Source organism: Sinomonas atrocyanea (genome assembly GCF_030811715.1).
Lineage (GTDB): Bacteria > Actinomycetota > Actinomycetes > Actinomycetales > Micrococcaceae > Sinomonas > Sinomonas atrocyanea_A.
The window spans coordinates 65,015-77,799 of sequence record NZ_JAUSRH010000003.1; the positions used below are offsets into that span (position 1 = coordinate 65,015).

Genomic DNA, 12,785 nt, shown 5'->3' on the forward strand with positions numbered 1-12,785 from the left:
TCCTGCGGGTCTTCGGCGCGCCGAAGGGCCACAATGGTGCCATGGGCACATCCCGCGCACTCGTGATCGTCGATGTCCAGAACGACTTCTGCGAGGGGGGATCCCTCGCGGTGGACGGCGGAGCGGCCGTCGCCTCCCGGATCACCTCGTTCCTCGCCGAGCACGCGTCCGACTACGACGCCGTGGTGACAACGCAGGACTGGCACATCGATCCGGGCCACCACTTCTCCGACCACCCCGACTTCGTCGACTCCTGGCCGCCGCACTGCGTGGCGGGAAGCGCCGGCGCCGAGTTCCACCCGGACCTGGACGTCGCAGGGGTCGATGCGATGTTCCGCAAGGGGCAGTACGCCGCCGCCTACTCCGGGTTCGAGGGACACCTTGCCCAGTACGGCGACGCAGCCGGGGCCTCGGACGACTCGGCGACCCTGGACGAGTGGCTGCGCGGGCACCACATCGGTGCCGTCGACGTCGCCGGGATCGCCACGGACTACTGCGTGCGGGCCACGGCGCTCGACGCCGCGCGGTCCGGCTACGCGACCCGGGTGCTCCGCGGGCTGTGTGCCGGGATCGCCGACGACCTCGGGCCGACGTACCGAGAACTCGAGACGTCCGGGGTTGCCGTGGCCTGACCCGGGTCGACGATGGTGACCCCCGGATGGGGTCAGGAGGTCAGGACTCCTCGTAGACGGTGGGGATCGCCGCCTCGCCGCGGTGCATGCGCTGGACCGACGAGGGCAGCTCGGCGAGGGAGGCCGCGTGCCGCTCGCGCGCGCGGGCGACGCCCTCGGGCCCCGTCCAGCCGGGCTTGAGCTCGCCGCCGGCGATGAAGTGCTCGAGCAGCGGCCGGTCGTTGCCGTCGTCGTGCGGCCGGTGCCCCACGCCGATGATCTCCTGTGTCGCACGCCCCCGCTCGTCGAGCCGGCGGAGGGCATACTTGCGGCCGCCGACGCTGGCCTTGTTCTTGGACGCCTTGGCCACGGACACCTCGTGCCCCGCCTCGTCGGTGTGGCTCACGAGCTTGTACACCATGGACGCCGTGGGCGCCCCGGAGCCCGTGACGAGGGAGGTTCCGACGCCGTAGGCGTCCACGGGCGCGGACTGGAGCGCAGCGATCGCGTACTCGTCCAGGTCGGACGTGACCATAATCCGGGTGTTGGCGTTGCCCAGCTCGTCGAGGAGCCGGCGCACCCAGTGCGCCTGCTCGATCAGGTCCCCCGAGTCGAGGCGGACGGCGCCGAGCTTCTCCCCGGCGATGTCGACGGCGGTGCGGACAGCCCGCTCGACGTCGTAGGTGTCCACCAGCAGCGAGGTGCCGGGCCCCATCGAGGCGATCTGGGCCTCGAACGCGTCGCGCTCGGTGTCGTGCAGGAGGGTGAACGAGTGGGCGGCGGTGCCCACGGTCGGGATGCCGTAGCGGAGCCCGGCCTCGAGGTTGGACGTGCTCGCGAACCCGGCGATCACGGCCGCCCGGGCCGCGGCGACCGCGGACTCCTCGTGCGTGCGCCGCGAGCCCATCTCGATGCAGGGGCGGCCGCCGGCCGCCGTCGTCATCCGCGAGGCCGCGGAGGCGATCGCGGAATCATGGTTGAGCACCGAGAGCACGTAGGTCTCGAGGATGCAGGCCTCGGCGAAGGTGGACTCGACGATGAGGATCGGGGAGTTGGGGAAGTACGCCTCACCCTCGGCGTAGCCGTAGACGTCGCCGGAGAACCGGTAGCCGGCGAGGTAGTCGAGCGTCTCGCTGTTCACCACTTTGGCGCGCTCGAGGAACCCGAGCTCCTCGTCGGTGAAGCGGAACGCCGTGATGCCCTCGAGAAGGCGCCCGGTGCCGCCGACCACGCCGTAGCGCCTCCCGTCCGGAAGCCGGCGCGCGAAGGCCTCGAAGACGCAGCGCCGGTGGGCGGCGCCGGAATGGAGGGAGGCCTGGAGCATCGTGAGCTCGTAGTGGTCCGTGAACAGGGACGTGCGGGGCGGGGCCCAGGGACTCGGATCGGTCACGGTGCCACTCTATATGGCGGCCCCCGGGCCGGTCCGGCGGCGGTGGCCGCCGGGGCGTCGGAGGGCCTGCCTAGAATGGAGCGCATGAGCATCAGCGTCGCCACCGAGCCCTCCCAGGAGGTCGCCGGGCAGATCGAGGCGCGGGAGGATGCCGCACGGCTGACCCCGTGGAACCTCGTGGTCTGGAATGATCCGGTCAACCTCATGAGCTACGTCAGCTACGTGTTCCAGTCCTACTTCGGCTACTCGGAGGCCAAGGCCGATGCCCTCATGATGCAGGTCCACAGAGAGGGCCGCTCGATTGTGAGCCACGGATCGAAGGAGACGGTCGAGCAGCATGCGGTCGCGATGCACACCTACGGCCTGTGGGCCACGGTGGAGAGGTCCGGCGAGCATGGCTGAGCCGTTCACCTATGGCCGCCGAGGCATCACGGGCAGGCTCGAGGAGCCCGAGCGGGAGCTCCTGCGGGGGCTCTTCAACGACGTCATCGGCATGCTCGATCCGGGCACGGGGAACCAGGATCCCCTCGAAGCGCTCGTGGGGCTCTCCCCGCACGCCACCGAGCCGGAGGACCCCGCCCTCGCCAGGCTGCTGCCCAACGCGTTCAAGGACGACCCCGAGGCGGCGCTCGACTTCCGGCGCCTGACCGAGCGGTCCCTGCGCGAGAGCAAGACCGGCGCCCTCCGCGCCGCGTCCCTCTCCCTCGAGTCGCGCCACCTCGTGCTCGACGACGCCGGCGCGCAGCACTGGTCGACGGCGCTCAACGACGTCCGCCTCGTCCTCGCCTCCCGCCTCGGGATCCGCACCGAGGAGGACGCCGAGAAGGTCCACGCGGTCACCGACTGGTCCGCGGCGGAGGACGTCGAGGCGTACCTTGCTCTCGTGTACAACTTCGTGACATGGCTCCAGACGACCCTCATCGAGGCGATGCTCGACGCCCGGCGCGTGCGCTCCCGGGGGAGCGGCCATGAGTGAGCCGGCAGCGCTGAGCGAGCTCGGCTCCGCGGAGGAGCTCCCACGCTCGGAGCGCCCCATCGGCATCTTCGACTCCGGCGTGGGGGGCCTCACCGTCGCCCGTGCCGTCATCGACCAGCTGCCCCAGGAGTCGATCGTCTACGTGGGCGACACCGCCCACGGCCCTTACGGGCCCCTGCCGATCGCGGAGGTGCGGGCGTTCGCGCTCGGGGTCATGGACGAGCTCGTCGACTCGGGCGTCAAGGCCCTGACCATCGCCTGCAACTCGGCGACCGCGGCCGTGCTGCGGGACGCGCGGGAGCGCTACACGGCCCGCTACGGGATCCCCGTCATCGAGGTGATCCAGCCCGCGGTGCGCGCCGCCGTCACCGCCACCCGCAACGGCCGCGTCGGCGTGATCGGGACGAGCGCCACGGTGGGCTCCCGCGCGTACGAGGACACCTTCGCCGCCGCGCCGGACCTGAAGATCACCTCGGCGGCGTGCCCGGACTTCGTCCCGTTCGTCGAGGCGGGCGTCACCACTGGGCCGGAGCTCCTCGAGGCCGCCGAAGGCTACCTCGCCCCGCTCAAGTCGGCCGGGGTGGACACGGTCGTGCTCGGCTGCACCCATTACCCTCTCCTGACGGGGGTCATCTCCTACGTCATGGGCGAGGGCGTCACGCTCGTCTCGAGCGCCGAGGAGACGGCCAAGGACGTCTACCGGGCGCTCATGCGGCACGACCTCGTCCGCACCGGGAGCACGCCGCCCGTGCACCGCTTCGTGGCCACCGGGGACCCCGCGCAGTTCGAGACGCTCGCGCGCCGCTTCCTGGGCCCCGAGGTCCAGGGCGTGGAGCACGCGGACCACGTCGCGGCCCGCTACCCCACCGCGAGCCTGGCCACCATCACGCCGGCCATGCTCGAGGAGGCCCGGGCGCGCGGCGGGTCGGCCCGGATCTCCCACTTCGCCCTGCGCGACGCGGGCAGGATGGCACCGTGAAGCTCACCATCGTCGGCTGCTCGGGTTCGTTCCCCGGCCCGAGTTCGCCCGCCTCCTGCTACCTCCTGACGGCCAACGACGGCGAGCGGGACTGGCGGATCCTGCTCGACCTCGGCTCGGGCGCGCTCGGCGTGCTCCAGCGCTACGTCGACCTCAGCGACATCGACGGCGTCCTCCTCAGCCACCTCCACCCGGACCACTGCATGGACCTCACGGGCCTGCACATCGCGGTGCACTGGGACCCGAACGGCTGGACCGCCGGGCGCATCCCGGTGTGGGGCCCGGCGGCGACGAAGAAGCGCATCACCATCGCCCTCGACATGGAGCCTCCGACGGACCTGGCCGAGGACTTCGAGTTCCACGAGTGGGCGGCCGGCGAGCCGGTCGAGCTCGGCCCCTTCCGCTTCACCGCCTTCCAGGCGCGGCACCCGATCGCCGAGGCCTACGCGCTGCGGGTCGAGTCGGCCGAGCCCGACGGGGCGGGCGGCGTCGAGCGGCGCGTCCTGACCTACTCGGGCGACACCGACACGTGCGCCGGGCTCGTCGAGGCGGCGCGGGAGAGCGACCTCTTCCTCTGCGAGGCCGCCTACCACGAGGGCCGCGACGACGCGATCGACGGCGTCCACCTCACCGGCCTGCGGGCCGGCCAGGCCGCGCACGACGCCGACGCGAAGCGCCTGCTGCTGACCCACCTTCCGGTGTGGAACGACGCGAACCGCTCCGTCGCCGAGGCCCAGCAGGCCTATGGCGGCCCGATCGCGGTCGCGGTCGCGGGCGTGCACTACACGGTCTGAGCGCGGCGCCGCCGGGGCCGGCGGCCTAGAGCATCTCGAGCGGGACGGGCCCGCGCGGCGGCGGGAACGCTGCGTCGAGCGCGGCGAGGTCCGTGGCATCGAGCACCACATCGAGCGCCGCGCGGTTTGCGAGCACGTGCTCGGCCGTGCCCGCCTTCGGGATCGCGATGACGCCGGGGCCCCGCAGGACCCAGGCCAGCGCGACGGCCGCCTCGTCCACCCCGTGCCGGGCCGCCACGGCGCCGAGGGCGGGGTGGCCGAGCAGCCGGGCCTGCTCGATGGGGGAGTACGCCATCACCGGCACGCCCTCGCGGCGCAGGCGCGGCAGCAGGTCTGCCTCGATCCCGCGGCGGCCCAGGTTGTACAGGACCTGGTCGGTCTGGACCCCTGCCGGGCCTCCGGCGCCCGGGAGGGCGGCGAGCTCGTCGAGGTCGTCCGGGTCGAGGTTGCTCACGCCCCACGCGAGGATCTTGCCCTCCTCCTGGAGGCGCTGGAGCGCCGCGACGCTCTCGGCCAGCGGCGTGCTGCCGCGCCAGTGGTAGAGGTACAGGTCGAGGCGGTCCGTGCCGAGCCGGCGGAGGCTGGCCTCGAGCGCGGCGGCCGTGCCGCGGGCGGTCGCGTTCCACGGCAGCACCTTGCTGACGAGGAACACCTCGTCGCGGCGCCCGGCGATGGCTTCGCCGACGAGCTCCTCGGCCCGCCCGTCCCCGTACATCTCGGCCGTGTCGATGAGCGTCAGGCCCGCGTCGAGGCCGGTGCGGAGGGCCCGGACCTCCTCGGCCCTGCTCGAGGACGAGTCCCCGAGGTACCAGGTGCCTTGGCCGAGCACGGGCACTTCGGTTCCGTTGGGCAGCGCGACGGTGGGGACTTCGGTGACCATGCGGCGAGTCTATAAGCTGGTCCCATGACCCCAAGCACCCCTGGAAGTCCCTCCGCCGCGCGCGCCGACGGCCGCACGCCCGACCAGCTCCGGCCCATCTCGATCACCCGCGGCTGGTCGAAGCAGGCCGAGGGATCGGCCCTGATCGAGTTCGGCAACACGCGCGTGCTGTGCACCGCGTCGTTCACCGAGGGCGTGCCGCGCTGGCTCAAGGGCGAGGGCCGGGGCTGGGTCACGGCCGAGTACGCGATGCTCCCGCGGGCCACCAACACCCGCTCCGACCGCGAGTCGGTCAAGGGCCGCATCGGGGGCCGCACGCACGAGATCTCGCGGCTGATCGGCCGGTCGCTGCGCTCCATCATCGACACGAAGGCGCTTGGGGAGAACACGATCGTCCTCGACTGCGACGTGCTCCAGGCCGACGGCGGCACCCGCACCGCCGCGATCACCGGCGCCTTCGTGGCGCTCGCCGAGGCGGTCCGCTGGGCGAAGGAGCAGGGCCTCGTGGAGCGCGGCGCGGAGCCGCTCGTGGACACCGTCTCCGCCGTGTCGGTGGGGATCATCGACGGCGTGCCGATGCTGGACCTGCCCTACGTCGAGGACGTGCGCGCGGAGACGGACATGAACGTCGTGGTCACCGGCTCGGGCAAGTTCGTCGAGGTGCAGGGCACCGCCGAGGGCGCCCCGTTCGACCGCGACGAGCTCGACAGCCTGCTGGACCTGGCCCTGCTGGGCACGGCCCAGCTGGCAGACATCCAGCGGGAGACCCTGGCCGAGGCACTGCGGTGAGCGCTGCCGGCGCCGGCGGAGCCGGCGCGGAGGAGCACAGCGGCACTGCGGCGAGCGCTGCCCAACCCCGCGCCGCGCACGGCGCCGACCACTCGCCGTCGTCCGTCCCCGCACCCCGGCTCGTGCTCGCCACCCACAACCAGGGCAAGCTCAAGGAACTGCGCGACCTGCTGCGCGACCAGGTTCCCGGCCTGGACGTCGACACCCAGGTGGTCGACGCGGGCGCGGTGGGCGGCCCCGACGTCGTGGAGGACGGCGTGACGTTCGCCGAGAACGCGCTGAAGAAGGCGCGCGCGGTGGCCGAGGCGACAGGCCTGCCGGCGATCGCGGACGATTCGGGCCTCGCCGTGGAGGTCCTCGGCGGCGCGCCCGGCATCTTCTCGGCCCGCTGGGCCGGCCGCCACGGCGACGACCAGGCGAACCTCGAACTGCTCCTGGCCCAGCTCGGCGACGTCCGGGACGAGCACCGGCAGGCCGCCTTCGTGTGCGCCGCCGCGCTCGCCGTGCCCGGGGAGGAGGGCACGCGCTACGAGACGGTCGAGCTGGGCGAGATGCCCGGCACGCTGCTGCGCGAGCCCCGCGGGGAGGGCGGCTTCGGCTACGACCCGATCCTGCTGCCCGAGGGCCTGGCGCTGAGCGTCGCCGAGCTCAGCCGCGAGCAGAAGAACGAGATCAGCCACCGCGGGCACGCATTCCGGGCGCTGCTGCCGGCCATCGTGGAGGCACTGCGCGGCTGACGCCCTGCAGGTCAGGCCCGGCGGGTCCGGGCGCTGCACGGCCGAGCCGGGCAGCGCCGGGGCCGGCTACTTCCAGTCGGGGTTGGTCTTGCGCTCCTCGACCGGCTCGTGCTCCTCGATGAACTCGTCCACCGGGTCCGTGCCGAAGGCCTCGGCCTGCCGGCGCGCGGAGCGGCCGCGGAGGAACTCGATGGCGATCGGGAGCACCGAGGCGAGCACGATCACGACGAAGATGAGGTCGATGTTCTTGCCCACCCACGCGTACTGGCCGAGCCAGGCGCCGAGGAGGGTGACGCCGCCGCCCCAGAGCACGGCGCCGATCACGTTGTAGAGGAAGAACCGGGTCCGGTTCATGCCGGCCACGCCCACGATCACGGGCACGAAGGTGCGGATGATCGGCACGAACCGGGCGAGGATGAGCGCCTTGCCGCCGTGCTTGGCGAAGAACGCGTGGGCCTTCTCGACGTTCTCCCGCTTGAACAGCCTCGAATCGGGCCGGTTGAAGAGGGCGGGGCCGGCCTTGGAGCCGATGAGGTAGCCGCACTGGTTGCCGATGATGGCCGCGACGACGACGAGGAGGGCCAGGAGCCACAGGTTGAACCGGATCGCGCCCGTGGCCACGAGCAGACCGGCCGTGAAGAGCATCGAGTCGCCGGGGAGGAAGAACCCGACGAGCAGGCCCGTCTCGGCGAAGATGATCCCGCACACCACGAGCACCACCCAGGGCCCCAGCGGCGAGTCGCGCAGGAACACGTCCGGGTTGAGCCAGTCGGGAAGGAACGAGGCGGTCTTGGGCTGGACGGCGAGCGTCAGGACGGAGGCGGCATCGGCCAGGGCAGCAGGGATCACCCTCCAAGGGTACCGGCCGGGGCGCCTGCCGGCGGGGGAGTGGGGCAGCCCACAGGGGCCCTGGGTCCGCCGGGGCGTGGCGGTCGCCGGCGCGCAGGCGCGCTCCGGCTAAGCTCTCTGCGTGGCCCTGGACTTCACCGCGATCGACTTCGAGACGGCCAATGGTTTCCGGGGCTCCCCGTGCTCCGTCGGCCTCATCAGGGTCCGCGGCGGGCGCGTCACCGAGCGCGCCTCGTGGCTCATGCGCCCCCCGGCCGGCCACGATGCCTTCGACCCGCGCAACGTGGCCATCCACGGCATCACGCCGGACATGGTGGCCGGGTCCCCGCGGTTCGGGGACCTCTTCGCCGAGATCGGCGGGTTCATCGGCGAGGACGTCCTCGTGGCGCACAACGCGGCCTTCGACCTCGGCGTGATCCGCTCGGCCCTCGAGGTCAGCGGCCTCGAGGCCCCCGCCTACGACTACGCCTGCACCGTGGTCCTCTCCCGCAAGACCTACCGCCTCGTCTCCCACTCGCTCCCGTTCGCCGCGAGGGAGGCCGGGGTGCCCCTCGAGCACCACCACGACGCCACCGAGGACGCGGCGGCCTGCGCCGGCATCCTCGTCGACATCGCACGCCGCCATGGCGCCGAGTCCGTGGCGGAGGTGTACGGCGCCGTCGGGCTCTCCCTCCCGCGCCAGGCCGGGTACGTGCCGGGGGATCCCTACTCCCCGGCCACGGTCCGCGCCCTCGAAGGACTCTCCTCCGGGGCAGGGAGCACGACGGCGGGCGGCGGCTCCCGCTCGGGCCGCACCTGGGCGCCCTGGCCGCAGGAGGGGGCGAACCCGCCCGCGAACGCGGCCGCCGACCCGCACCATCCGCTCTTCGGGCACCGGATCGTCTTCACCGGGAGCCTCGGGATGCCGCGCAGCGAGGCGAAGTCCCGGGCCGCCGAGCTCGGGGCGCAGCCGGCCAGCTCCGTGACGCGGGCGACCACGCTCCTCGTCGTGGGCGACGGGTTCGTGGCCTCGGACCTCGCCTCCGGGCGCGTGACCACCAAGGCCCGGCGCGCCCTGCAGCTGCAGGAGAAGGGGCAACGGGTCGAGGTGCTCTCCGAGGGCGAGTTCCTCCAGATGCTCGGGGGGCGCTGGCCCGCCGCGAGCGCCTGAACCAGGCCTCTCTCCGTCATCCGGGGCAACATTCCTTCGTGTGCTGGCCCCTCAGTTCCTAGCATGATCCGCATGGCTGCCCCCACGTCCCCCGCCGCCCCGTCAGTCTTCGACGCGCCGCAGGGCGGTCAGTTCATCGCGCCCGTGGAGGCGCGCCCCTCCCTCCTGGCGCGGGCGTTCGCCTTCCCGAACCCGGTCAACGAGTACGCCGCGAGGTCCACCGCGGGCATCATCGTGGTGCTCAGCACTGCGGTGCTCGCCGCAGGGCTCGCCACCGGGGCCGGCTGGGGGCTGTGGGTCATCGCGGCAGGGTTCTGGCTCAGGGTGGCCGGCGGCCCGCGCTACTCGCCGGCCGGGCGCCTCGCCGTGCATGTCATCGCACCGCGCCTCGGGCCCGCGCGGCTGGTCGCCGGGCCGCCCAAGCGCTTCGCCCAGGGCATCGGGGCGGTGGTCTCGACGGCCGCTGCGGTGCTGTCTGCGTGCGGGCTGGCGGGCGCCGCCTGGACAGCCCTCGGCGTCCTGATCGTCGCGGCCTCCCTCGAGGCGTTCGCCGGGTTCTGCCTCGGCTGCTGGATCTTCGGCAGGCTGCAGCTGGCAGGCCTCGTCCCCGCCTCGGCCTGCGAGGCCTGCAGCGACATCGCCCTGCGCCGCAAGGCCTGAGGCGCAAGGCCTGAGGCACAAGGCCTGAGGCGGGGCCAGGGCCTCGCCGGTCAGGCCCCGGTGGCTTTGGCGAGGCGGGCCGCGAGGCCCTCTGCCGCGCCCATGCCGGCCGTGCAGGACACCCACGGGGCCGGGACCGCATCGGCGCCCCAGCGGGTGCCCAGCAGCGCCCCGGCGATCGCGGCCGCGTCGTGCCCCCGGACTGCCGCGAGCTCGATGGCGGCGGCGAAGGCGGCCTGCTCGGAGTCGCCGGCCTCGGCGGCGCTCTCGGCCGCGAGCACCGCGCCGAGTGCCGCGGCCAGGGCGGCTGCGGCGTCCGTCCCGCCGCCCGCGGCGGCGGCAGCATCGGCGTCGAACGCGTCCAGCAGGCCGGCGTCGGGGGTGGGCAGGGAGGCGATCTGGGCCCGCGCCGACCCGGCCGCGGTCGCTGCGTCCGCGCCCAGCGACAGGAAGTGCGCCATCGACGCCACGGCGACTGCCGCCTGGACGGCTCGCGGCGTCCCGTGCGTCAAGAAGGCGCAGTCCGCGCTCATCTTCACCACGGCGGCCGCGGGGATGTGGGGGACGAGGCCGAAGGGGGCGGCGTGGGCGGCGGCGCCGGCGTCGTCGAACGCCTCGCCGACCGGGCGCGAGGGGGAGCCCATCTGTCCGCCGGCGAGCGAGCGGATCCACTCCGGCCGCACGGCGGCCGGGACCCCGACGCCGTCCTGCCCATCGAGCCAGCGGGGCTGCGCGAGGGGCGCCGCGGGGGACAGCGGGACTCCCTGGGCGGCGGCCCAGCGCAGGGAGGCGAGCCACACGCACGCGGCCTCGTCCGCGGCCACGCCGTCGTTGGCCCATTCGATCGCCTCGAGCAGCGCGTCGGCGGTGAAGAGCGTGAGCTGGCCCGCTGGCCCCAGCGGCCGCGCAGACGGCTGATCGGGCAATGCGCCGGCTCCCTCCGCCCCGAATCCGGCGAGGGCCGCGGCCTCGGCTGCTGCCGTGCCCGCGAGGCAGCCGAGGATGCGGGAGGCGGGGGAGGGGACGTCCATGCAGACAGCGTAGTGGGCGCCGATGCCGCCCGCACCGCGGCGGGGGATGCGCGCGGGGGCCGCCGACCTTAGAATAGTTCTATGACAGAACTTCTTTGGCCGAGCGGTGGCCGCTGATGGTGCTGCCGTGAGCGTCGACGGAGTCCGCCGGGAGGGCGGCCGGCTGCTGCGTCTGGCCGCGGTCGTCGTCTCGGTGGGCCTCGGCGCAGGCGTGGTGGGGATCGCCGTCGACCTCGCCCTGCAGGGCCTCGAACACCTCGCGTTCGGCTATTCGCACGGGACACTCCTGGACGGCGCGACCCAGGCGCCGCCGTGGCGGCGGCTGGCGGCGCTCCTCGTCGCCGGCGTGATCGGCGCCGTGGGCTGGTGGGCGCTGCGGACGTGGGCGAAGCGGGTCGTCGCGGTCGAGGACGCCGCGAAGGGCACCCCGATGCCGTGGTTCACCACCGTGGCGAACGCCGCGCTGCAGGTGGTCATCGTGGGGCTCGGCGCCTCGATCGGCCGGGAGGCGGCGCCGCGCGAGCTCGGTGCGCTGCTCGCGGACAAGGTCTCGCGCGCCGCCGGCCTCTCGCCCCGCGAGGTGCGGATCCTCGTGGCCTGCGGTGCCGGCGCCGGGCTCGCGGCGGTGTACAACGTCCCCTTCGGCGGGGCGCTCTTCGCCGTGGAGGTGCTGCTCGCCGAGGTGAGCTTCGCGGTGCTGCTACCCGCGTTCGCGACGTCCGCGATCGCCGCGACCGTGGCCCGGCTGGTGGTGCCCACCGATCCCATGTACGCGCTGCCGCCCGTGGAGCTCACCCCCGCGCTCGTGGGCTGGTCCTTCGCGGCGGGCCCGGTGATCGGCCTCGGCGCGGCCGGCTTCACCTGGCTCGCCCGCCACTCCTCACGCACGCGCCCCCGCGGCCGTTCGATCCTGTGGACGATGCCCCTGCTCTTCGCCGCCGTGGGCGCCGTCGCGATGGTGCTGCCCGAGGTGGTGGGCAACGGCAAGGCCGCGGCGCAGACCGCCTTCTCGGCGATGGCGCCGCTCGCGCTCGTCGGGATCCTCCTCGTGGCCAAGACGGGAACCACGCTCGCCACCATCAGGGCCGGCGCCGCGGGCGGCACGCTCACGCCGTCGGTCGCCGTCGGCGCGATGCTGGGAATCGTCCTCGGGAGCGTCGTGAACGCGTTCGCCCCCGGGACCTCCGTGGCCGCGTTCGCGTTCGTCGGCGCTGCCGCCTTCCTCGCGAGCACCATGAGGGCGCCGATGACCGGACTGATCCTCGCCTCCGAGTTCACGGGGATGAGCCCGGAGATGCTCGTCCCCGCCATGCTGGCGACGGCCGGGGCGCTCGCGGTGGTCTACTTCCTGGAGCGCACGCGGCTCTCCGATATCGCCTGAGAGCGGGGGCGCCGGCGGCAGTGCACCTAGGCCTCTTCTGCGGCCTCGGCCTCCATGCGGGACGCGAGGGCCCGCAGGGCCGGCAGCGCGCGGTTGATCGTGTCCTGGTCCTCGGCGGCGAGCGAGGCGAGCGCGCGCCGGATGCGCCGCTCGTTGGCCTGCTGCCAGTGGGCCAGCCGGCTGTGGCCGTCGGCGGTGAGGCTCAGCACCACCGCCCTGCGGTCCGCCTCGCTCGCCCGCCGCTCGAGCAGCCCGGAGGAGGCCATCTGCGCCACCAGATTGCTGACGGTGTTCTTCGCGAGGTGCTGCCGCTGGGCGAGCTCGCTCACCCCGAGGCCCGGCTCGTCGGCAAGGCGCTGGAGGAGCTCCACCTGCGCCATCGGCAGGGCCTCCCAGGGCAGCTCGTCCCGCACTCCCGCGCGCAGTGTGCGGCGCAGCCGAGTGATGACGTCGGTGAGGCCCCACGCCTCGCTGCGGCCGGTGTCCAGGGAGTCCATGGGTCCAGACTAAGTTCGCCGGGACCCGCTGGCCGTCATGCCGGCCGGCGCCGGACGCTTT

General features: G+C 73.8%; 15 protein-coding genes. 10 read left to right on the forward strand and 5 right to left on the reverse strand.

Annotated features, from left to right (window positions below):
• Positions 1-41 precede the first annotated feature (41 nt).
• A complete protein-coding gene (locus J2W21_RS05760; RefSeq protein WP_307113560.1) occupies positions 42-632 on the forward strand; it encodes an isochorismatase family protein in 591 nt (196 codons plus the stop codon).
• A 40-nt stretch (positions 633-672) separates the two neighbouring features.
• Here the strand turns inward: J2W21_RS05760 and J2W21_RS05765 are convergent, their stop codons facing one another.
• Positions 673-1,962: a nicotinate phosphoribosyltransferase gene (locus J2W21_RS05765; RefSeq protein WP_307113959.1), complete on the reverse strand. Its 1,290-nt coding sequence runs from the start codon at positions 1,960-1,962 to the stop codon at positions 673-675.
• A 123-nt stretch (positions 1,963-2,085) separates the two neighbouring features.
• Between J2W21_RS05765 and clpS the strand changes: the two genes are divergently transcribed.
• Genes clpS through J2W21_RS05785 form a run of 4 tightly spaced genes read left to right on the forward strand, consistent with a single transcriptional unit; the run spans position 2,086 to position 4,750 of the window.
• The gene (gene clpS, locus J2W21_RS05770; RefSeq protein WP_307113561.1) at positions 2,086-2,403 is read left to right on the forward strand and encodes an ATP-dependent Clp protease adapter ClpS; all 318 of its coding nucleotides are present in this window, start codon (positions 2,086-2,088) and stop codon (positions 2,401-2,403) included.
• Entirely contained in the window at positions 2,396-2,977 is a 582-nt protein-coding gene (locus J2W21_RS05775; protein WP_307113562.1) for a DUF2017 domain-containing protein, read from the forward strand. The genes clpS and J2W21_RS05775 overlap by 8 nt, the downstream gene beginning before the upstream one ends.
• Complete coding sequence (gene murI, locus J2W21_RS05780; RefSeq protein WP_307113563.1) at positions 2,970-3,956, forward strand: glutamate racemase; 987 nt, start codon at positions 2,970-2,972, stop codon at positions 3,954-3,956. Before J2W21_RS05775 ends, murI begins: the two co-directional genes overlap by 8 nt.
• Positions 3,953-4,750, forward strand: a complete 798-nt coding sequence (locus J2W21_RS05785; RefSeq protein ID WP_307113564.1) for an MBL fold metallo-hydrolase — start codon at positions 3,953-3,955, stop codon at positions 4,748-4,750. The genes murI and J2W21_RS05785 overlap by 4 nt, the downstream gene beginning before the upstream one ends.
• Positions 4,751-4,775: 25 nt before the next feature.
• Here J2W21_RS05785 and J2W21_RS05790 read toward each other — a convergent pair whose 3' ends face one another.
• A complete protein-coding gene (locus J2W21_RS05790; protein ID WP_307113565.1) occupies positions 4,776-5,630 on the reverse strand; it encodes an aldo/keto reductase in 855 nt (284 codons plus the stop codon).
• Between the two features lie 24 nt (positions 5,631-5,654).
• Between J2W21_RS05790 and rph the strand changes: the two genes are divergently transcribed.
• Both rph and rdgB read left to right on the forward strand, forming a co-directional pair.
• Positions 5,655-6,419: a ribonuclease PH gene (rph, locus tag J2W21_RS05795; protein WP_307113566.1), complete on the forward strand. Its 765-nt coding sequence runs from the start codon at positions 5,655-5,657 to the stop codon at positions 6,417-6,419.
• A 122-nt stretch (positions 6,420-6,541) separates the two neighbouring features.
• Positions 6,542-7,156: an RdgB/HAM1 family non-canonical purine NTP pyrophosphatase gene (gene rdgB, locus J2W21_RS05800; protein ID WP_307113960.1), complete on the forward strand. Its 615-nt coding sequence runs from the start codon at positions 6,542-6,544 to the stop codon at positions 7,154-7,156.
• 66 nt (positions 7,157-7,222) lie between these two features.
• Here the strand turns inward: rdgB and J2W21_RS05805 are convergent, their stop codons facing one another.
• Positions 7,223-8,002, reverse strand: coding sequence for a DedA family protein (locus tag J2W21_RS05805; protein ID WP_373423082.1), 780 nt, complete (start codon positions 8,000-8,002; stop codon positions 7,223-7,225).
• Between the two features lie 124 nt (positions 8,003-8,126).
• Between J2W21_RS05805 and J2W21_RS05810 the strand changes: the two genes are divergently transcribed.
• Together J2W21_RS05810 and J2W21_RS05815 are read left to right on the forward strand one after the other, a co-directional pair.
• Positions 8,127-9,155: an exonuclease domain-containing protein gene (locus J2W21_RS05810; protein WP_307113567.1), complete on the forward strand. Its 1,029-nt coding sequence runs from the start codon at positions 8,127-8,129 to the stop codon at positions 9,153-9,155.
• Between the two features lie 72 nt (positions 9,156-9,227).
• Entirely contained in the window at positions 9,228-9,815 is a 588-nt protein-coding gene (locus tag J2W21_RS05815) for a DUF4395 domain-containing protein (protein ID WP_307113568.1), read from the forward strand.
• Between the two features lie 50 nt (positions 9,816-9,865).
• Here J2W21_RS05815 and J2W21_RS05820 read toward each other — a convergent pair whose 3' ends face one another.
• Positions 9,866-10,846, reverse strand: a complete 981-nt coding sequence (locus tag J2W21_RS05820) for an ADP-ribosylglycohydrolase family protein (protein WP_307113569.1) — start codon at positions 10,844-10,846, stop codon at positions 9,866-9,868.
• Between the two features lie 127 nt (positions 10,847-10,973).
• Here J2W21_RS05820 and J2W21_RS05825 point away from each other — a divergent pair, with 127 nt between their 5' ends.
• Entirely contained in the window at positions 10,974-12,227 is a 1,254-nt protein-coding gene (locus J2W21_RS05825; RefSeq protein WP_307113570.1) for a chloride channel protein, read from the forward strand.
• A 26-nt stretch (positions 12,228-12,253) separates the two neighbouring features.
• Here the strand turns inward: J2W21_RS05825 and J2W21_RS05830 are convergent, their stop codons facing one another.
• Entirely contained in the window at positions 12,254-12,724 is a 471-nt protein-coding gene (locus J2W21_RS05830; RefSeq protein ID WP_307113571.1) for a MarR family winged helix-turn-helix transcriptional regulator, read from the reverse strand.
• Positions 12,725-12,785: the final 61 nt, after the last annotated feature.